Below are 17,978 nucleotides of genomic sequence, written 5' to 3'. Positions count from 1 at the left end.
CATGAACCTCGACGCCTTGCAGCAACGCCTCGGCTACCGCTTCAGCAAGCCAGAACTGCTGCAGCAGGCGCTGACGCACCGCAGCCACAGTGCCTTGCATAACGAACGCCTGGAATTCCTCGGCGATTCGGTGCTCAACTGCGCCGTGGCCGACATGCTGTACGGCATGTTCAGCAAGCTCGACGAAGGCGACCTGTCCCGCGTGCGCGCCAACCTCGTCAAGCAGCAGGCGCTGTACGAGATCGCGCAGATGCTGCAGTTGTCCGAGGCCCTGCGCCTGGGCGAGGGCGAGCTCAAGAGCGGCGGCTTTCGCCGCCCCTCGATCCTGGCCGACGCACTCGAGGCCATCGTCGGCGCGGTGTTCCTCGACGCCGGCTTCGAGGGCGCGCGCACCCTGATCCGCAAGCTGTACATCCCCATCCTCGAGCAGGTCGATCCGCGCACGCTGGGCAAGGATGCCAAGACGCTGCTGCAGGAGTACCTGCAAGGCCACAAGATAGCGCTGCCGCAATACAACGTGATCGCCACCCACGGCGCGGCGCACAACCAGCAGTTTGAAGTCGAGTGCACCGTGCCTAAACTGGAAGTGCGGGTGTTCGGCACCGGCGCGTCGCGCCGCGCCGCCGAGCAGGCCGCCGCCAAGCTGGCTCTCGACGAGGTGCAGAAGCTCGTGCCCCAGTTGCTCAAGCGCAGCCGGGCCGAGCGTACCGGCAAGACCCGCAAGCAGCCGGTGCCGCCCGATCCCCAGTTGTCTCTCAGGTTGAAGGAATGACCGAATCACTCGATCCGCGGCAAGATGCCGCGGGTACCCCTTTCGCGGCGTTCCGCTGCGGCACCGTGGCCATCGTCGGGCGTCCCAACGTCGGCAAGTCCACGCTGATGAACGCGCTGGTCGGCCAGAAGATCAGCATCACCTCGCGCAAGGCGCAGACCACGCGCCACCGCATCGTCGGCATCCAGACCACCGACGACGCGCAGTACGTGTTCGTCGACACCCCGGGCTTCCAGACGCGCCACGCCAGCGCGCTGAACCGTTCGCTCAACCGCGCCGTCACGTCCACGCTGTCGAGCGTGGACCTGGTGCTGTTCGTGGTCGAGGCCGGCCAGTACGGCCCCGACGACGAGAAGGTGCTGGCGCTGCTGCCGAAGAAGGTGCCGGTGCTGCTGGTCACCAACAAGCTCGACCGCCTCGGCGCGGACCGCGCCGAGGTGATGATGCCGTTCCTGGAAAAGATGGGCCACCAGTTCCAGTTCGCGGAAGTGGTGCCGATGTCGGCCAAGACCCATGACCACATCGCGCGCCTGCTCGGCATCATCCGGCCCTACCTGCCGGAAGGCGAGCCGATGTACGACGCCGATTCCATGACCGACCGCAGCGAGCGCTTCCTCGCCTCGGAGATCATCCGCGAGAAGGTGTTCCGCTGGACCGGCGACGAGCTGCCCTACACCAGCACGGTCATCATCGAGAAGTTCGAGACCGAAGGCCGGCTGCGGCGCATCTTCGCCACCATCCTGGTCGAGCGCGAAGGCCACAAGGCCATGATCATCGGCAACAAGGGCGCCAAGCTCAAGACCATCTCCACCGAAGCCCGCATCGACATGGAAAAGCTGTTCGACGGCAAGGTCTACCTGGAGATGTTCATCAAGGTCAAGAGCGGCTGGGCCGACAACGAAGCCGGATTGCGCGCCTACGGCTATGAATGACAGAGCGGGCGGGCCGGCACTGAAGGCCCGCCGCATCGACCCGGTGGCGGAAGAAGCCGCTGAACTGCTGGACAGCCACGCCGTGCCCGGCATGGAGGTGGCCGAGCAGCGCGCCATGATGGACCGCGCGCTGCGCATCGCGCCGGCGCGCAGCGAGCTGCGCGTGGCCAACCAGCCCGGCTTCGTGCTGCATGCCTGGCCCTACCGCGAGACCAGCCTGATCCTCGACGTGTTCACGCGCGACCACGGCCGCGTGGCGATGGTCGCCAAGGGCGCCAAGCGGCCGCATTCCGCGCTGCGCCCGGTGCTGCAGCACTTCCAGCCGGTCTCGCTGTCGTGGAGCGGGCGCGGCGAGGTCAAGACGCTCACGCGCGCGGAGTGGGTCGGCGGCTTGCTGCCGCTGGCCAGCGACGCGCTGCTGTCGGGCTTCTACCTCAACGAGCTGCTGCTGCGCTTCTGCCCGCGCGAGGACGCCCACGTGGCGCTGTTCCGCCAGTACATGGAAACGCTGGCGCGGCTCGCGCACGGCGAGCAGGCCGGCCTGGTGCTGCGCAGCTTCGAGCGCGTGCTGCTGCAGGAAACCGGCTTCGCCGTGGCCTTCGACGAATGCGCGAACTCGGGCGAGGCGGTGGAGCCGGAGCACGACTACGTGTACCAGCCGGAGCGCGGCGTGCGCCGCGCGCAGCCGAGCGATCCGTCCTCGTGGCCGGTGGTGTCCGGGCAGACCCTGCTCGACATGTCGCAGGACGACTACCGCCGGCCCCAGACCGTGACGCAAAGCCGTGCGCTGATGCGCTTCCTGCTGCATTATTATCTGCAAGGCGCGCCGCTGAAGACGCGCCAGATCCTGATCGACCTGCACTATCTCTGAGCCTGCCCGCATGATTTTCCACGCGCATCCCGGCGTCATCGACCTTGGCGTCAACATCGACCACGTGGCCACGCTGCGCAACGCGCGCGGCACGGTCTACCCCGATCCCATCCAGGCCGCGCTGCAGGCCGAGCAGGCCGGCGCCGACCTGATCACGCTGCACCTGCGCGAAGACCGCCGCCACATCCGCGACGCCGACGTGCACGCGCTGCGCCCGCTGCTGGCCACGCGCATGAACCTGGAATGCGCGCTCACCCAGGAGATGCTCGACATCGCCTGCGCGATCCGCCCGCAGGACGTCTGCCTGGTGCCCGAGCGCCGCGAGGAAGTCACCACCGAAGGCGGGCTGGACGTGGCCGGGCGCTTCGAGCAGGTCAAGGCCGCCTGCCGCCAACTGGCCGATGCCGGCATCCGCGTGTCGCTGTTCATCGATGCGCAGGCCGAGCAGATCGAGGCCGCCGCCGCCTGCGGCGCGCCCGTGATCGAGCTGCACACGGGCCGCTATGCCAACGCGCACACGCCGGCCGAGCAGGCCACGGAATTCCGGCGCGTCGCCGACGGCGTCGACGCCGGCGTGCGGCTCGGGCTGGTGGTCAACGCCGGGCACGGCCTGCACTACACCAACGTGCAGCCCATCGCCGCGCTGCCCGGCATCAAGGAACTCAACATCGGCCACGCCATCGTCGCGCACGCGGTCTTCGCCGGCTGGCAGAACGCGGTGCGCGAGATGAAGGCCATCATGGTGGCCGCGCGTCTGGGCACCACCTATCCGCGCCCGGACGCCGCAGCGTGATCTACGGCATCGGCACCGACATCATCCAGATCGAGCGCGTGCAGGGCGTGATGGAGCGCACGCGCGGGCGCTTCGCCGAGAAGGTGCTCGGGCCGCAGGAACTGCTGAAGTACCACGCGCGCCGCGCGCGCTCCGAGAAGCGCGGGCTGGCCTTCCTGTCCACGCGCTTCGCCGCCAAGGAAGCCTTCTCCAAGGCCATCGGGCTGGGCATGCGCTGGCCGATGACGTGGCGCGCGATGGAACTGCTGAACCTGCCTTCGGGCGAGCCCTATGCGCTCTGCCACGGCGAGCTCGATGCGTGGCTGCGCGAGCGCGGCGTCACGGTGCGGGTCACGGTCAGCGACGAACACGATTACGCGGTCGCCTTCGCGATCGCCGAGCTTGGCGGCGCCGCTCCCCGCGGCGGCGGCGCGCCGCTCGCTTCCCAGCCTAGTGAAGAACCCAAATGATCAACAAGACTTCCGGCAAGCGCCCGGGTCCCGTGGTGCTCGACGTCAAAGGCAAGCAGCTCGACGCGGAGGACGTCCGGCGCATTTCCCATCCGCTGACCGGCGGCGTGATCCTGTTCGCGCGCAACTTCGAGTCGCGCGTGCAGCTGCAGACGCTCACGCAGGACATCCGCGCGGTGCGCGAGGACGTGCTGATCTGCATCGACCATGAAGGCGGCCGCGTGCAGCGCGCCAGGACCGACGGCTTCACCCACCTGCCGGCGATGGCGCGCCTGGGCGAGCTGTGGGACCGCGACGTGCTGGCCGCGACCAAGGCGGCCATGCAGTGCGGCTACGTGCTCGCGGCCGAGCTGCGCGCCTGCGACATCGACCTGAGCTTCACGCCGGTGCTGGACCTCGACTACGGCCGCAGCGCGGTGATCGGCGACCGCGCCTTCCATGCCGACCCGCGCGTCGTGACCATGCTGGCCAACCACCTGACCCACGGGCTGCTGCTGGCCGGCATGGCGAACTGCGGCAAGCATTTTCCCGGCCACGGTTTCGTCGCCGCCGACTCGCACGTGGCGGTGCCGGTGGACGAGCGCGGCCTCGACGAGATCCTGGCACAGGACGCGCGGCCCTACGAATGGATGGGCATGGCGCTGTCGTCGGTGATGCCGGCGCACGTGATCTACCCGAAGGTGGACCCGAGTCCGGCCGGCTTCTCGCGCTTCTGGCTGCAGGACATCCTGCGCACCCAGCTCGGCTTCGAGGGCGTGATCTTCAGCGACGACCTGAGCATGGAAGGCGCCAGCGTGGCCGGCACCGTCACCGAGGCCGCGCGCGCGGCGCTCGGCGCGGGCTGCGACATGGTGCTGATCTGTAACAGCCCGGAGCGCGCCGACCAGTTGCTCAACGAGCTCGATGCCGGCGTCGCCGAAAAGGCCTCGCAGCGCCGCATCCGCAAGCTGTTCGGCCGCCGCAAGCCGCTGCCCTGGAACAAGCTGATGCAGGACCCCGACTACGCCGGCGCGCTGCGCGAGCTGAAAGGGCACGGCCTGATCGCGTGACGATGCGCCCGCCGGGCGGCAGGCAAAGGAAAAGGGCAGCCGAGGCTGCCCTTTTTTCCGTCGCGCCACCCGTGGCGGGCGGCAGCGGGCCGGCTGCGCTCAGTTCGCGCGGCTGCGGTATTCGCCGGTACGGGTGTCGATTTCGATCTTGTCGCCGATATTGCAGAACAGCGGCACTTGCAGCTCGAAGCCGGTGTTGATCTTGGCGCCCTTGAGCACCTTGCCCGACGAGGTGTCGCCCTTGACGGCCGGTTCGGTGTAGATGATCTCGCGCACCAGCGTGGTGGGCATTTCCACCGAGATGGCTTTGTCGTTGTAGAACACCACTTCGACGTTCATGCCGTCTTCGAGGTAGTTCAGCGAGTCGCCCATGCTGTCCTGCTCGACTTCGTACTGGTTGTAGTCGGCGTCCATGAACACGTACATCGGGTCGGCGAAGTACGAGTAGGTGCACTCCTTGCGATCCAGCATCACGACTTCGAACTTGTCGTCGGCCTTGAAGACCGATTCGCCCGGGGCTTCGGTCAGCAGGTTCTTGTACTTCATCTTGACCACGGCGGAGTTGCGGCCCGACTTGTTGTACTCGGCCTTCTGCACGACCATCGGGTCGGTGCCGATCATGAACACGTTGCCGACGCGGAGTTCTTGTGCGGTTTTCATCTGAACTGTTTTCCTGAAAAAGAATGTCTCGGAATTCGGTGTGGCGAAGTATGGCGAAGGCGCGTTGCCGGCGCATGGCACCGGCCATCCATACGCGGTCCATCCAGTTACGCCCGGGTACCGCAGGATGCCGTGGCGCGCATGCCTTGGGGCATGCCGCGCGGGATCCTGCCGCGGTACCGCCGTTTTCCGGCCCGGTCGCCATCAAATCAACCGACTATTTTACCTGATTTTCGCAGAAGGCCACGAGATTTGCCGCCAGATCGCCGAGGTGCTGCAGGCTGCGCTGCCACCGCTCGGTGGCGTCGCGCAGCGCCGGCAGATGTGCCCGCAGGGCCGCCCAGTCGAGCGGCTTGCCGGGCTCGTTCCACGCATGCCAGAACGCGACCAGCGCGGCGGCCGCCGGCGCCTGGCCGGTGTGCTCCAGCCGCTTCACGAAGAGGTCGAGAAAGGCGTCGAGCTTGATCAGGTGCGCGGCCTCTTCCTGCGGATAGATGTGCCAGACCAGCGGGCGCCCGGCCCACTGCGCGCGCACGAACGAGTCCTCGCCGCGCACGAAGTTGATGTCGCACAGCCACAGGAGTTCGTCGTAGTGCTCCTGGCGCACGAACGGCACCACGTGCATGGTCAGGCTGCCGGCTGCCATGACCCGGCCCGGCGCGGCATCCGGCGCGCCGAACCACGCACTTGCCTGCTGTGCGGCGAGGCCGGCCGGGACCAGGCACTGCACCGGCTCCGCGCCGTCGCGCCACTGCGCCAGCAGCGCGGGCAGGGCGGGGTTGGGGTAGGCGAACAGGCTGGCCTTCAGCGCGCCCTCGCTGGGCCGCACGCCCAGCCGGTGCCACAGCGCGGCCTGCGCCGCGGGGCTTTCGCGCAGGTGCTCGCGCTGCAGGCCCAGCATGGACTCGCGCAGCAGCCCGCCCGTGCCGGACTCGAAGCCCGGGAAGAAGAAGTACTTCACCAGCGGCAGGCGCGGATGGGGCGAGCTCATGCGGTGGTGCTCCCGCACCCACGGCTCGGCGCTCAGGTATTCGAGGTTGATCCAGACCGGCCGCGGCGCGCGCGCCGCCATCGCGGCGAGGAAGGGCGCCGGCAGCTCGCAGGCGAACGACTCGATCACCACGTCGTGCGGTACCACGCCGGCGAAGCGCGCGGCGCCGTCCTGTTCGCTGTCTTGTCCGCTCTCGTGGCCGCTTCTTTGATCGCCTCCCTGGCCGGGGCGCCGCCACGTGCGCACCTCCACGCCCGCCAGCACCTGCCGCGCGGCATCCACGTCGAGTCCCGGCGCCAGCCGCGCGAAGCTGTGCAGGTCGTCCACCCACAGCCGCACGGCGTGGCCGTGCTCCTGCGCGAGCTGCCGCGCCAGCCGCCAGCAGACGCCGATGTCGCCGAAATTGTCGATGACGGTGCAGAAGATGTCCCACGAGCGGACGGTGCGGCCGGCCTGGCTGGCTTGGCCGGTGGGATCGGGACGGACGGGCATGGTGGCGGGAGTCGGCAACGATTTGCTCTAAACTTGCGATTTTAGAGCCTGTCGCGCCGCCGCCGTCCGCCGGCCGGGCGCGGACTGGCCGCGCCCACACGGTCGATGCCCTCCCGCGATTCCTCCCCGATGTCCCAGCCGGAACCCGAAATCCACAACCCAGGCACGCCCGCCGAGCCCGGCCCCGAGGCCGCGCCGCCGTTCGACCCCAAGGCGGTGATCGCCCAGTTGCCCGGCCTGCCGGGGGTCTACCGCTACTTCGACGCGCAGGGCAACGTGCTCTACGTGGGCAAGGCGCGCGACCTGAAGAAGCGCGTCTCGAGCTACTTCAACAAGAACCTGCCGTCGCCGCGCATCGCCATGATGGTGGCCAAGATCGTGCGCATCGAGACCACCGTGGTGCGCACCGAGGCCGAGGCGCTGCTGCTGGAAAACAACCTGATCAAGGCCTTGGCGCCGCGCTACAACATCCTGTTCCGCGACGACAAGTCCTATCCGTTCCTCAAGCTGACCAGCCACCGCTTCCCGCGCATGGCTTACTACCGCGGCTCGACCGACCGCAAGCACCAGTACTTCGGGCCGTTCCCGAGCGCGCACGCGGTGCGCGAGAGCATGCAGATCCTGCAGCGCGTGTTCCAGCTGCGCACCTGCGAGGACACCGTTTTCGCCAACCGCACGCGGCCGTGCCTGCTGCACCAGATCCACCGCTGCACCGCGCCGTGCGTCAAGGCCATCAGCGAGGAGGACTACGCGCGCGACGTGGGCAATGCCGCGCGCTTCCTGCAAGGCCGCCAGAGCGAAGTGCTCGACGGCCTGCAGGCCAAGATGGAGGAGCATGCCGGGCGGCTGGAGTTCGAGCAGGCCGCGGCGGTGCGCGACCAGATCGGCGCGCTGTCCACCGTGCTCAGCCGGCAGGCCGTGGAGGAAGTCGGCGGACAGGCCAGCGACATCGACGTGCTGGCGGTGGCGGTGGAAGGCGGCCGCGCCTGCGTCAACCTGGCGATGGTGCGCGGCGGCCGGCATCTCGGCGACAAGGCTTATTTTCCCGCCCACGTGGAAGAGGGCGCGATGATCGTCGGCGAGGAGGATGCGGGCGCCGACGCCGGCGGCGAGTCCAGCGCCGGCATCGCGGCCGAGCGCATCGCCGCCGAGGTGCTGGCCGCCTTCATGGCGCAGCACTACCTCGACCAGGCGGTGCCACCGGTGCTGGTGGTGAGCCACCTGCCCACGGACAAGACGCTGCTGCAGGCGCTGTCGATGCAGGCCGGGCGCAAGGTCACGCTGGTGCGCCAGCCGCAGGGGCAGCGCCGCGCCTGGCTCGAGATGGCGCAGCAGGGCGCCGCGCTCGCGCTGTCGCGCCGGCTCGCCGAGCAGGGCAGCCAGCAGGCCCGCACGCGCGCGCTGGCCGAGACCATCGGGCTCGACCTGGAAGACCTCGCGCTGCTGCGCGTGGAGTGCTTCGACATCAGCCACACCGCCGGCGAGGCGACGCAGGCGTCGTGCGTGGTGTTCCATCGCCACGAGATGCAGAACGCCGAATACCGGCGCTACAACATCCAGGACATCACGCCCGGCGACGATTACGCCGCCATGCGCCAGGTGCTGACGCGGCGCTACCAGAAGCTGGTGGAGATGCTGGAGCAGGCGCAGGAGGCCGGCGGCGGCGAGGCCGGGGAGAGTGGCGGCCAGAGCGAGGCCTCCGCCGCGCTGGCGCTGGTGCCCAACATCGTGCTGATCGACGGCGGCAAGGGCCAGGTCGAGGTCGCGCGCCAGGTCTTCGAGGAGCTTGGCCTCGACATCGGCCTGCTGGTCGGCGTGGCCAAGGGCGAAGGCCGCAAGGTCGGGCTGGAGACGCTGGTGTTCGCCGACGGACGCCCGTCGCTGGAACTGGGGCAGGGCAGCGCGGCCCTGATGCTGGTCGCGCAGATCCGCGACGAGGCGCACCGCTTCGCCATCACCGGCATGCGCGCGCGCCGCGCCAAGGTGCGCACCACCTCGCGGCTCGAAGAGATCGAGGGCGTCGGCGCGCGCCGGCGCCAGAAGCTGCTGACCCGCTTCGGCGGGCTGCGCGGCGTGATGGCGGCCAGCATCGACGAACTCGCCAGCGTGGACGGCATCTCGCATGCGCTGGCCGAGGAAATCTACCGCCAGTTGCATTGATTCTGGCGCGCGCGGCGCGAAATGCTCGGACGGCGTTGAAATAAGCGACAATCGCGGAATTGCTTACCGCCATTGTCTCGTCCCGGGCCCCCCAATGCCGCTGAATATACCGATCCTGCTGACCTGGCTCCGCGTTGCCATGATTCCTCTCGTGGTGGGGGTGTACTACCTGCCCGAGGCATGGCTGCCGATGCACGCCAAGAACATGACGGCCGCCGGTTTCTTTATCGTGGCGGCGGTCACCGACTGGCTGGACGGCTTCCTGGCCAGGCGCTGGAACCAGACTTCGTCCTTCGGCGCCTTCCTCGACCCCGTGGCCGACAAGCTGATGGTGGCGGCGGCGCTGCTTTCGCTGCTGGCGCTGGGCCGGGTCGCCGACCTGATCGCGCTGGTCATCATCGGCCGGGAGATCACCATCTCGGCGCTGCGCGAGTGGATGGCGCAGATCGGCGCGTCCAAGAGCGTGGCCGTCAATTTCCTCGGCAAGCTCAAGACCACTTTCCAGATGATCGCCATCCCGCTGCTGCTGTTCAACGACAGCCTGCTCGGCATCGTCGACGCTTCCGTGCTCGGTACGTGGATGATCTACGTGGCGGCGTTCATGACGCTGTGGTCGATGTTCTATTACATGAAGCTCGCGTGGCCGCAGATCCGCGAGCGCAGCGGCATGGGTGGACAGGCCACCGTACAAAAATGATGTTTCGGTGAAAATATGCTTGACGAGGATGTTCCGGTTTGCAATAATCCTGTTCTCGCTTCTGACGAAACAAACCGAACGAAGCGAAATACGGCAAGAACGCATCGAGATGGCAGCAGTATCGGCACAGAAGTTGCGTTTTAGCCAAGAAGTCGGCAGGAACATGCGGGAGTAGCTCAGTTGGTAGAGCGCAACCTTGCCAAGGTTGAGGTCGCGAGTTCGAGACTCGTCTCCCGCTCCAGTTTTTGCGATGTTCGCCAGCGTGGGTGTATGCCGCGCGATGGTCGGCAGGCTTCGGCAGTACGGCAGTAATCAGCAGTATCCAATGCGGGAGTAGCTCAGTTGGTAGAGCGCAACCTTGCCAAGGTTGAGGTCGCGAGTTCGAGACTCGTCTCCCGCTCCAGGTCCCAAAGGGAAGCGCCGCTTCCCTTTTTGTTTGTGATGGTGGCGCGTGGCGCGGCCCCGGCAGGGTCGGTCGATAGCGGCTACAATCCAGCAGCAAAGTCACCCGGCGGGGTGGCAGAGTGGTCATGCAGCGGCCTGCAAAGCCGTGTACGCCGGTTCGATTCCGACCCCCGCCTCCAGCATCCAGCAGTCCAGTAGTCCAGCACAAGAGCGCTGCCCTCACCGGTGGCGCTTTTTGCTTTCCGGGCGCCGCCGCCCCGCGATCCTCCGGCTCGCTTCTTCCTCTTTCCCGTTCATCCCGTTCCTGTGTTGCCCGCTCGCGCACTCTGTGGGCGCGTGTTTTCGTCTTTCTGGAAGCGCAGTCGCGCAGGCTGCACGACACGGTGGCGACGTTCCGCCCGGCGCCTCCGCGGCCTTGTTGCCGACCGCGTCGCGGGCCTTGTCGTGGAGCCTATGGGGGCACAATGCACGTCGATTCCGCGCTTTGCCGCGCGGATGATCGTGTTACATTGCATGCGTAGTCTTCACGGGGTGCCCGGCGCAGTCCGGTCCGGGCCGCGCGCCATTGCCGCATCATTGCCGCATTGTCGTGCGCGCCGGCCGGCGCCGCGTTGCCGCCCCGGGACTGCTGCAAGACTTCCGTTCCCGTTCTCCCTCGATCAGCGTGATATCTCCTTGGCCTCCCGGCGCCGACGCCGCCGTGGCGTGCGTGAGGTTTCGCGTCCCCGGCGTGCCGACCGCTTAGGGGGTGGGCGGGCCGTCCGGCCAATGCCGTCATGGCAACCCACGAGGAACCCACCACGCATGCATCACGCTACCCCGCTCATCAGCACCATCGTCGGCGGTCTTGTCCTGGCATTCATCCTTGGCGCCCTGGCCAACCGGCTCAAGCTGCCTCCGTTGATCGGCTATCTGTGCGCCGGGATCGTGGTCGGGCCGCATACGCCCGGCTACACCGCGGACCAGGCGCTGGCGCCGGAGCTGGCGGAGCTGGGCGTGATCCTGCTGATGTTCGGAGTCGGCCTGCATTTCTCGCTGAAGGAGCTGATGGCGGTGAAGAGGATCGCCATCCCGGGCGCGGTGGTGCAGATCGCCATCGCCACGGCGCTCGGCATGGGCGCGGCGTGGGGCTTCGGCTGGCAGTGGGGGCCGGGGCTGGTGTTCGGGCTGGCGCTGTCGGTGGCCAGCACGGTGGTGCTGCTCAAGGCGTTGCAGGAGCGCGACCTGGTGGCGTCGCCGCAGGGGCGCATCGCGGTGGGCTGGCTGATCGTGGAGGACCTAGCGATGGTGCTGACGCTGGTGCTGCTGCCCGCGGTCGCCGGGCTGCTGATGCCGGTGGGGGAGGGTGCCGAGGCGGTGGCCGCGCCGAGCTCCGGCGAGATCCTGTTTACCGTGTTCTCCACGCTGGGCAAGGTCGCGGCGTTCGTCGCGGTGATGCTGGTGGTGGGTCGCCGCTTCATTCCGTGGATGCTGGAGCGCATCGTCTGGACCGGCAGCCGCGAACTGTTCCGGCTCGCGGTGCTGGCCACGGCGCTGGGCGTGGCGTTCGGCGCCTACTCGCTGTTCGGCGTGTCGTTCGCGCTCGGCGCGTTCTTCGCCGGCATGGTGCTGGCCGAATCGGAGTTCAGCCACCGCGCGGCCGAGGAGTCGCTGCCGCTGCGCGATGCGTTCGCGGTGCTGTTCTTCGTCTCGGTCGGCATGCTGTTCGATCCCGTGGTCCTGATCAACGACCCGTGGGGCGTGCTGGCCACGCTGTTCATCATCGTGGTGGGCAAGTCCGTGGCGGCGCTGTGCATCGTGCGCGTGTTCGGGTATTCCACGCGCACCGGCATGACCATCGCGGTCAGCCTGGCGCAGATCGGCGAGTTCTCGTTCATCCTCGCCGGCCTCGGCGTCTACCTGAAGATCCTGCCGGAACGCGGCCAGGCGCTGATCCTGGCCGGCGCGCTGCTGTCGATCGTGCTCAATCCGCTGCTGTTCCACCTGCTCGACCGCTATACCGCGCGGCAGCAGGACGAGGGCGATCCGCAGCCGGCCTGATGGCCGGGCGATCGCTGGGCCGATCGTCCAGCTGACAGTGGGGCCGATAGCAGGGCCGATGGCCGGGCCGACGATCGGGCTGGCCTGCTAACCCGCGGCGGCTTGCCCCGGGGCGGCCGCGCGGCGCAGGTATTCGGTGAAGGCCAGCAGGCCCTGCGTGGGGTATTTGTCCTGGTGCACCACCAGTTGCAGCGGCCTGACCACCTCGGGCAGCCCGTCGCGCAGCGCCACCAGGGTGCCGTGCTTCAGTTCGTCTTCCACCACCTGCAGCGACAGGCAGCTGACGCCGTAGCCGCTCATCACGGCCCGCTTGATCGCCTCGGTATTGCCCAGCTCCAGCGCGAAGCGCAGCTCGCCCAGCAGCGGCGCGAGCCGCTGCTCGATGATCTCGCGCGTGCCCGAGCCGGGCTCGCGCACCACCCAGTCCGCGTCGCGCAGGGCGGCCAGGTCGCCCGGCTTGCCGGCCAGCGGATGCGCCGGGCTGACCACCACCGCCATTTCGTCGTCGCGCCAGTGCGCGCTGCGCAGGTCGCGCTCGTGGCAGGTACCTTCGATCAGGCCGATGTCCGCCTCGAAATGCAGCAGGGCCTGCAGCACGTCGCGCGTGTTGCCGATGCGCATGTCCAGCGCGCACGGCCCGCTCTGCGCGTGGCGGAAGCCCGCCAGCAGGCCGGGCAGGATGTAGCTGCCGATGGTGTTGCTGGCGGCGATGCGCAGCTGTATGCCGGGTTGGACCGTGAAGTGCTCCAGCTCGTGGGCCTGGTCCAGCAGCGAGAGCGCGCGCGGGAAGAACAGCCGGCCCGACTCGTTGATGCTGAGCCGGCGCGCGACGCGGTCGAACAGGGCGCCGCCCAGCGCGGCTTCGAGGTCCGCCAGCGCCGCGCTGACGGCCGACTGGGACATGGCCAGCGCCTCGGCGGCGGCCACGGTGCTGCCATGCTGGGCGACGGCGACGAACACGGAGAGCTGGCGCAGGGTCAGCCGGAGCGGGCGCTGGTTCATATCTGGAATTCAGGTAAGGTATAACGATATTACCCGTTTTACAGGTTTGTGGCGGCTACGTACTCTGTGGACATCATCCACCAGCGCCCCGCCGCCACCCGGCGGCAGGGGCGGAGAGCCCCGCCCGCCATGTCGCCCACGCCTTCGACCGCAACCGCCAACCTCGGCGCCATGCCGCCTTCCTGGGCCGCGCGCCTGCTGACGCTGGTGCCGCTCGGCTTCATCGCCTGGCTGGCGATGGTCTTTTCGGCGCATCCCGCGGTGTCCCACCTCGGCATGAGCGCGCTGACGCTGGCGATGTTCGCCGGCATGGTGGCCGGCAATACCTTGCCGCAGCGCTGGCTGGTGCCGCTGGCGCCGGGCATGCAGGTGGCCCGGCATCACCTGCTGCGGCTCGGCGTCGCGCTGTACGGCCTGCGCCTGACCTTCGGCGCCATCGCCGATCTCGGCGTGGCCGGGGTGCTGGTGCCGCTGGCCATGCTGGTGGCGACGCTGCTGGTGGGGGTCTGGGCCGGCACCGCGCTGCTGGGCCTGAGCCGCCGCGAGGCGATCCTGGTGAGCGCGGGCAGCGCGGTCTGCGGCGCCGCCGCGGCCATCGCGGTGGCGTCGGTGGTGCGCACCGACGACCGCCAGACCGCGGTGGCCGTCGCCACCGTGGTGCTGTTCGGCACGGCCGGCATGCTGCTCTATCCCTACCTGTTCGAGGTCGCCACGCGGCATCTGCACTGGGCCGTCAGCGAGCGCACCTTCGGCATCTACACGGGCGCCACGCTGCACGAGGTGGCCCAGGTCATCGCCTCCGGCAAGATGGTCAGCGATGCCACCGCCGACGCCGCCGTGGTGGCGAAGATGGTGCGGGTGCTGGCGCTGGGCCCGCTGCTGCTGGTGCTGGCGCTGTGGCCGAAGCTGCATGCCGAGGGCGAAGGCGAGCGCGCGGGCGGCGCGCGCCCGTGGCGCGCGATCCTGAAGGCCGTGCCGTGGTTCGCGGTGGGATTCGTGGCGGTGATGGCGGCGCATTCCGCCGGGCTGGTGCCGCCGGCGTGGAAGCCCGGCCTGCTGTCCCTGGACAACTGGCTGCTGGCCTGCGCGATGCTGGCGATCGGCCTGCACACGCGCATCGGCACGCTGCTGCATGCCGGGCGCAAGCCGCTGGTGCTGGCGGGCCTGCTGTTCCTGTTCCTGATGGCCGGTGGCGCGGCGCTTTGCGCGGCAGTCGCCTGAGCCGGCGCTGTGCTGCTGGTGCGGCCGACGGGGGTCGAACCCGTAAGCCCGTAAAGGCGGCAGATTTTAAGCCAGAGCATGGCATCCGCACCGGGCTAACGATGGACTTGGATGAGGCTTGCTGTAGCAGGTTTTCCCCGAGGCCAGTGCCTTCGATCATATCCCGGTGCGCGATGCAAACCGCCCCGGTTCCCCTCCGCCTGGCTCCTAGCCGGCCCCTGGAATCGGGGCCTTTCAGGAGCACCTCATGGCGAAGATCAAACTCACCAAGTCCGTCGTTGACACGGCGCAGGCGCAAACCTGCGATGTGGAACTCCGGGATACGCTCGTTCCGGGCTTCTTGTGCAAGATAACACCAACGGGCCGCAAGGTCTTCATGGTTCAGTACCGCACGAACTCCGGCGTGCGGCGCAAGCCGGCACTCGGCCAGTTCGGCGAGCTGACGGTCGAACAGGCCCGGTCGCTGGCCCAAGACTGGCTGGCCGAAGTCCGGCGCGGGGGCGATCCCGGACTCGACAAGGCCGAAGCCCGCAAGGCGCCGACGGTCAAGGAACTGTGCGGCCGGTTCATGGATGACCACTCCAAGCCGCACAACAAGCCCAGCACCCAGGCCAGCTACCAGTACCAGATCGACAACTTCGTCATCCCAGCCTTCGGCAGCAAGAAGGTTCACGAGGTCACGCGCCACGACATCACCGCGCTGATGAAGCGCATGGAGAGGTCCCCCACGCAGGCCAACCGCGTACTGTCGCTCGTCCGCAAGATGTTCAACCTGGCCGAACTGTGGGGCTACCGGCCCGATGGCTCCAATCCTTGCCGTCACGTACCCAAGTACCCGGAGAAAGGCTCGACCCGCCTTATCACCGACGAGCAGATGGTCAGCCTGTTCGCCTACTTGGACAAAGCCGAGGCCGAGGGCCTGGAACATCCCATCTATCTGCTGGCCGTCCGGCTGCAATTCGAGTTCGCGGCCCGCATGTCGGAGATCCTGCTGTTGCAGTGGGATTGGCTCGACTTGCCCAATGGCCGGGTTGTCTGGCCGGACAGCAAGACGGGCGATATGTCCAAGCCGTTGAGCGAGGAAGCCCGCCGGTTGCTGACGAATGCACCTCGCTACGGCAATTCGCCCTACGTATGCCCGGCCATCCTCGACCATGACAAGCCGCTCGGCCCCCATTCCTACTATCAGGCGTGGCGCCGAATCCTTGATCGCGCCGGCGTGCCGAAGGTTGGCACCCACGGCATACGCCACCGCTCAGCGACCGACATTGCCAATTCCGGCATCCCCGTCAAGGTCGGCATGGCGCTAACCGCGCACAAGACCGTGGCGATGTTCATGCGCTACGTCCACACCGAGGACGACCCGGTGCGTAAGGCAGCCGAGTTGGTAGCCAGCCGGCGCAAGTCGGTCGTCGGCACGCGGCAAGAACCCAAAGAGGTGACCGCATGATCGGTGACCAGTGCCTCGGCATGTCGGCCCTGACTGCCGTGTCGCCGTTACGCCAATCGGTTCGGCAGCCCTCCCCGCCCGTGCATCGCACTGGGGACTGGAAAAGTATGCCCGTTACGGGTATAGTTTGGAGGTCAAGATGACCCACGTCCTCAAGCGGAAGGACTTTGCACGGTGGCAGGCGGGCGAAAAGCTGCCTGATGCTGCCTTGTGCAAGGCGGTTCAAGAGATGGAAAGCGGTCTGATTGACGCGGACTTGGGCGGCTTCCTCTACAAGAAGCGGGTTGCCCGATCCGGCGGCGGCAAGAGCGGCGGCTACCGCACGCTGCTGTCGGCCCGGATCGGCAGCCGCTACGTATTCCTGCATGGGTTCCCCAAGAGCGACAAGGCGAATATCACGCAGGACGAGAAGAAGGCGCTGCAATTCGCCGGCAAGGTGTTCCTGGAACTGTCCGCCGAGGCTTTGTCGAAGGCGTTGCACTCGGGCGTGTTATTGGAGGTGCATTGTGAGCAAGATCATTGAATCCCTGCGTGGCGACCTGGCTGCGCTCCACGAAGCGGGAGCGATCGGCAAGGTGACGATGCGCGAGTTCGACGCGATCTGCCCGCCGCCGGTGCGGGAGTTCAGTGCTGCCGACATCAAACACCTGCGCGAACGGTTGAAGTTCAGCCAGCCGGTGTTCGCACTTCACCTGCACACCACCGCGTCGACCGTGCGAAAGTGGGAGCAAGGCGAAACCCATCCCACCGGGCCGGCCCTCAAGCTGCTCAACGTCATCGCCGACAAGGGTTTGCAGGCAATTATTTGATCAAGGCAAACGGGTCAGCATTTCCTGCCACAGCGGCCGAAAACACAGTTACGATCTTCAAACCATGTAAGAACAATGGAGGTGACAGGTGGCAGAGAAAAGGAACGTGTTCATCAGCCATGTCCATAAGGACGATCACGGACTCCAGAAGCTGAAGGATCTGTTAGCTCCAAAAGGGATCGAGGTCAGGGATTCCTCCATCCATACAGGGAAGTTCAACAATGCCACCGATGAGCACTACATAAAGACGCAGATCCTTGCCCCTGCCATCAACTGGGCTGGAGTGTTCATTTGCTACGTTTCGCCCCAGACCAAGAATAGCGATTGGGTGAACTGGGAAATCGAATATGCGGCCAAACAGGGCAAGCGCATTGTCGGTGTTTGGGAGCATGGCGAGAAGGAATGCGACCTTCCAGAGGCCCTGAAAGAATATGCCGACGCCTTGGTTGGGTGGAACGGCGATGCGATCATTGACGCGATCAACGGGAAGGACTCGTGGGAAAAGCCAGACGGTGGTGCCTGCGACCCGGTTCCACTCAAGCGGCATCCCTGCTGATGGCTCGCATTCACTCCTATGTGGTGCGATACGACAGTGGTTTCGCGCCCAACCCTTTCTATGGCTACTGCACGCTTGCGACCTGCAAACCCAATATCCGCCGATCCGCTGACATCGGTGATTGGGTGGTCGGCAGTGGCAGCAATGATAGAACTGTCCGACGTGGCGGGCGTCTCGTGTACGCGATGCGCGTTACCGAGGCGATGACATTCGACGAATATGGCGCAGATCCACGGTTTGAATACAAGATGCCGTACCGCAATGGGAGTCGGAAGCAAAGTTGCGGGGACAACATCTACTTCAGGGCCGCGCCTGGAGCCGCTTGGCAGCAGCGAGACTCATTTCATTCCCGCCCCAATGGCACGCTCAACCCGGACCATGTTGCCCGTGATACGGGCGTCAACAGGGTCCTGATCAGTAATGATTTTGTGTACTTCGGGGGCGAGGGTCCGGAATTTCCCGAGGAACTGAAAGACCAGCAAGATCGGCCCTTATGCAAAACGGGAATAGGTCTAACCACCTTTGACGATGCGCAACTGATTGCGAACCTTGAGAAATGGATTCGCAGCTTTGACGTGAGCGGTTATCAGGGCGCTCCATTCGAATGGCTGACTCTTCGCAGGTGACCG

At 67.1% G+C, this 17,978-nt stretch carries 18 protein-coding genes and 3 tRNA genes; 18 read left to right on the top strand and 3 right to left on the bottom strand.

The window, feature by feature from the left end:
- The first annotated feature begins 1 nt into the window (after position 1).
- Genes rnc through nagZ form a run of 6 tightly spaced genes read left to right on the top strand, consistent with a single transcriptional unit; the run spans position 2 to position 4,866 of the window.
- Positions 2-772: a ribonuclease III gene (gene rnc, locus KF708C_RS31055; RefSeq protein WP_020205117.1), complete on the top strand. Its 771-nt coding sequence runs from the start codon at positions 2-4 to the stop codon at positions 770-772.
- Positions 769-1,704, top strand: a complete 936-nt coding sequence (gene era, locus KF708C_RS31050; RefSeq protein ID WP_020205118.1) for a GTPase Era — start codon at positions 769-771, stop codon at positions 1,702-1,704. The genes rnc and era overlap by 4 nt, the downstream gene beginning before the upstream one ends.
- A complete protein-coding gene (recO, locus tag KF708C_RS31045; RefSeq protein WP_059415478.1) occupies positions 1,697-2,575 on the top strand; it encodes a DNA repair protein RecO in 879 nt (292 codons plus the stop codon). The genes era and recO overlap by 8 nt, the downstream gene beginning before the upstream one ends.
- Positions 2,576-2,585: 10 nt before the next feature.
- Positions 2,586-3,368, top strand: a complete 783-nt coding sequence (gene pdxJ, locus KF708C_RS31040; protein WP_059415476.1) for a pyridoxine 5'-phosphate synthase — start codon at positions 2,586-2,588, stop codon at positions 3,366-3,368.
- Positions 3,365-3,817, top strand: a complete 453-nt coding sequence (gene acpS, locus KF708C_RS31035) for a holo-ACP synthase (RefSeq protein WP_059415474.1) — start codon at positions 3,365-3,367, stop codon at positions 3,815-3,817. Before pdxJ ends, acpS begins: the two co-directional genes overlap by 4 nt.
- On the top strand, positions 3,814-4,866 hold the full coding sequence (nagZ, locus tag KF708C_RS31030) for a beta-N-acetylhexosaminidase (protein ID WP_059415471.1): 1,053 nt from the start codon (positions 3,814-3,816) through the stop codon (positions 4,864-4,866). The genes acpS and nagZ overlap by 4 nt, the downstream gene beginning before the upstream one ends.
- A 99-nt stretch (positions 4,867-4,965) precedes the next feature.
- Here the strand turns inward: nagZ and efp are convergent, their stop codons facing one another.
- Together efp and earP are read right to left on the bottom strand one after the other, a co-directional pair.
- Positions 4,966-5,526, bottom strand: coding sequence for an elongation factor P (efp, locus tag KF708C_RS31025; RefSeq protein ID WP_020205123.1), 561 nt, complete (start codon positions 5,524-5,526; stop codon positions 4,966-4,968).
- Positions 5,527-5,743: 217 nt separating this feature from the next.
- Positions 5,744-7,009 carry an elongation factor P maturation arginine rhamnosyltransferase EarP gene (gene earP / locus KF708C_RS31020; RefSeq protein ID WP_059415469.1) on the bottom strand — a complete coding sequence of 422 codons (1,266 nt, stop codon included), beginning with the start codon at positions 7,007-7,009 and terminating at the stop codon, positions 5,744-5,746.
- A gap of 129 nt (positions 7,010-7,138) precedes the next feature.
- Between earP and uvrC the strand changes: the two genes are divergently transcribed.
- From uvrC to ybaL, 6 genes are all read left to right on the top strand, one after another.
- Positions 7,139-9,169, top strand: coding sequence for an excinuclease ABC subunit UvrC (gene uvrC / locus KF708C_RS31015; RefSeq protein ID WP_059415468.1), 2,031 nt, complete (start codon positions 7,139-7,141; stop codon positions 9,167-9,169).
- A gap of 94 nt (positions 9,170-9,263) precedes the next feature.
- Positions 9,264-9,866 carry a CDP-diacylglycerol--glycerol-3-phosphate 3-phosphatidyltransferase gene (gene pgsA, locus KF708C_RS31010; RefSeq protein WP_020205126.1) on the top strand — a complete coding sequence of 201 codons (603 nt, stop codon included), beginning with the start codon at positions 9,264-9,266 and terminating at the stop codon, positions 9,864-9,866.
- 165 nt (positions 9,867-10,031) lie between these two features.
- Positions 10,032-10,107 (top strand) — tRNA-Gly (locus tag KF708C_RS31005).
- Between the two features lie 86 nt (positions 10,108-10,193).
- Positions 10,194-10,269: transfer RNA gene (locus tag KF708C_RS31000), tRNA-Gly, on the top strand.
- A 107-nt stretch (positions 10,270-10,376) separates the two neighbouring features.
- A tRNA-Cys gene (locus KF708C_RS30995) sits at positions 10,377-10,450 on the top strand.
- Between the two features lie 625 nt (positions 10,451-11,075).
- Positions 11,076-12,311, top strand: a complete 1,236-nt coding sequence (gene ybaL / locus KF708C_RS30990; protein ID WP_020202254.1) for a YbaL family putative K(+) efflux transporter — start codon at positions 11,076-11,078, stop codon at positions 12,309-12,311.
- An 87-nt stretch (positions 12,312-12,398) separates the two neighbouring features.
- On the opposite strand, the gene KF708C_RS30985 is transcribed toward ybaL, so the two are convergent.
- Positions 12,399-13,313, bottom strand: a complete 915-nt coding sequence (locus KF708C_RS30985; RefSeq protein WP_059415466.1) for a LysR family transcriptional regulator — start codon at positions 13,311-13,313, stop codon at positions 12,399-12,401.
- A gap of 129 nt (positions 13,314-13,442) precedes the next feature.
- Here KF708C_RS30985 and KF708C_RS30980 point away from each other — a divergent pair, with 129 nt between their 5' ends.
- The 6 genes from KF708C_RS30980 (at position 13,443) to KF708C_RS35220 (ending at position 17,975) form a co-directional block, all read left to right on the top strand.
- Positions 13,443-14,534 (top strand): YeiH family protein, encoded by a 1,092-nt coding sequence (locus KF708C_RS30980; RefSeq protein WP_059415463.1) that lies wholly within the window; start codon positions 13,443-13,445, stop codon positions 14,532-14,534.
- Positions 14,535-14,781: 247 nt separating this feature from the next.
- The gene (locus tag KF708C_RS30975) at positions 14,782-15,984 is read left to right on the top strand and encodes a tyrosine-type recombinase/integrase (protein WP_011805818.1); all 1,203 of its coding nucleotides are present in this window, start codon (positions 14,782-14,784) and stop codon (positions 15,982-15,984) included.
- A 139-nt stretch (positions 15,985-16,123) separates the two neighbouring features.
- Positions 16,124-16,507, top strand: a complete 384-nt coding sequence (locus KF708C_RS30970) for a type II toxin-antitoxin system RelE/ParE family toxin (protein ID WP_011805819.1) — start codon at positions 16,124-16,126, stop codon at positions 16,505-16,507.
- Positions 16,491-16,793 carry a helix-turn-helix domain-containing protein gene (locus KF708C_RS30965; RefSeq protein ID WP_011805820.1) on the top strand — a complete coding sequence of 101 codons (303 nt, stop codon included), beginning with the start codon at positions 16,491-16,493 and terminating at the stop codon, positions 16,791-16,793. Before KF708C_RS30970 ends, KF708C_RS30965 begins: the two co-directional genes overlap by 17 nt.
- A gap of 88 nt (positions 16,794-16,881) precedes the next feature.
- Positions 16,882-17,349: a TIR domain-containing protein gene (locus KF708C_RS30960; RefSeq protein WP_013721787.1), complete on the top strand. Its 468-nt coding sequence runs from the start codon at positions 16,882-16,884 to the stop codon at positions 17,347-17,349.
- Positions 17,349-17,975, top strand: coding sequence for a hypothetical protein (locus KF708C_RS35220; protein ID WP_011805822.1), 627 nt, complete (start codon positions 17,349-17,351; stop codon positions 17,973-17,975). The genes KF708C_RS30960 and KF708C_RS35220 overlap by 1 nt, the downstream gene beginning before the upstream one ends.
- The last annotated feature ends 3 nt before the right edge of the window (positions 17,976-17,978 follow it).

This window comes from Cupriavidus basilensis, assembly GCF_000876015.1.
Lineage (GTDB): Bacteria > Pseudomonadota > Gammaproteobacteria > Burkholderiales > Burkholderiaceae > Cupriavidus > Cupriavidus basilensis_B.
The sequence above is the reverse complement of the archived record's forward strand: the minus strand, read 5'-3'. Positions and strand labels throughout refer to the sequence as shown.

Bases quoted from the DNA above. Each gene is read 5' to 3' on its own strand.
- KF708C_RS30985 (WP_059415466.1), bottom strand. From the start codon at position 13,313: ATGAACCAGCGCCCGCTCCGGCTGACCCTGCGCCAGCTCTCCGTGTTC.
- nagZ (WP_059415471.1), top strand. From the start codon at position 3,814: ATGATCAACAAGACTTCCGGCAAGCGCCCGGGTCCCGTGGTGCTCGAC.
- KF708C_RS30970 (WP_011805819.1), top strand. From the start codon at position 16,124: ATGACCCACGTCCTCAAGCGGAAGGACTTTGCACGGTGGCAGGCGGGC.
- KF708C_RS35220 (WP_011805822.1), top strand. From the start codon at position 17,349: ATGGCTCGCATTCACTCCTATGTGGTGCGATACGACAGTGGTTTCGCG.
- efp (WP_020205123.1), bottom strand. From the start codon at position 5,526: ATGAAAACCGCACAAGAACTCCGCGTCGGCAACGTGTTCATGATCGGC.
- recO (WP_059415478.1), top strand. From the start codon at position 1,697: ATGAATGACAGAGCGGGCGGGCCGGCACTGAAGGCCCGCCGCATCGAC.
- ybaL (WP_020202254.1), top strand. From the start codon at position 11,076: ATGCATCACGCTACCCCGCTCATCAGCACCATCGTCGGCGGTCTTGTC.
- uvrC (WP_059415468.1), top strand. From the start codon at position 7,139: ATGTCCCAGCCGGAACCCGAAATCCACAACCCAGGCACGCCCGCCGAG.
- rnc (WP_020205117.1), top strand. From the start codon at position 2: ATGAACCTCGACGCCTTGCAGCAACGCCTCGGCTACCGCTTCAGCAAG.
- pdxJ (WP_059415476.1), top strand. From the start codon at position 2,586: ATGATTTTCCACGCGCATCCCGGCGTCATCGACCTTGGCGTCAACATC.
- KF708C_RS30980 (WP_059415463.1), top strand. From the start codon at position 13,443: ATGTCGCCCACGCCTTCGACCGCAACCGCCAACCTCGGCGCCATGCCG.
- era (WP_020205118.1), top strand. From the start codon at position 769: ATGACCGAATCACTCGATCCGCGGCAAGATGCCGCGGGTACCCCTTTC.
- KF708C_RS30975 (WP_011805818.1), top strand. From the start codon at position 14,782: ATGGCGAAGATCAAACTCACCAAGTCCGTCGTTGACACGGCGCAGGCG.
- earP (WP_059415469.1), bottom strand. From the start codon at position 7,009: ATGCCCGTCCGTCCCGATCCCACCGGCCAAGCCAGCCAGGCCGGCCGC.
- pgsA (WP_020205126.1), top strand. From the start codon at position 9,264: ATGCCGCTGAATATACCGATCCTGCTGACCTGGCTCCGCGTTGCCATG.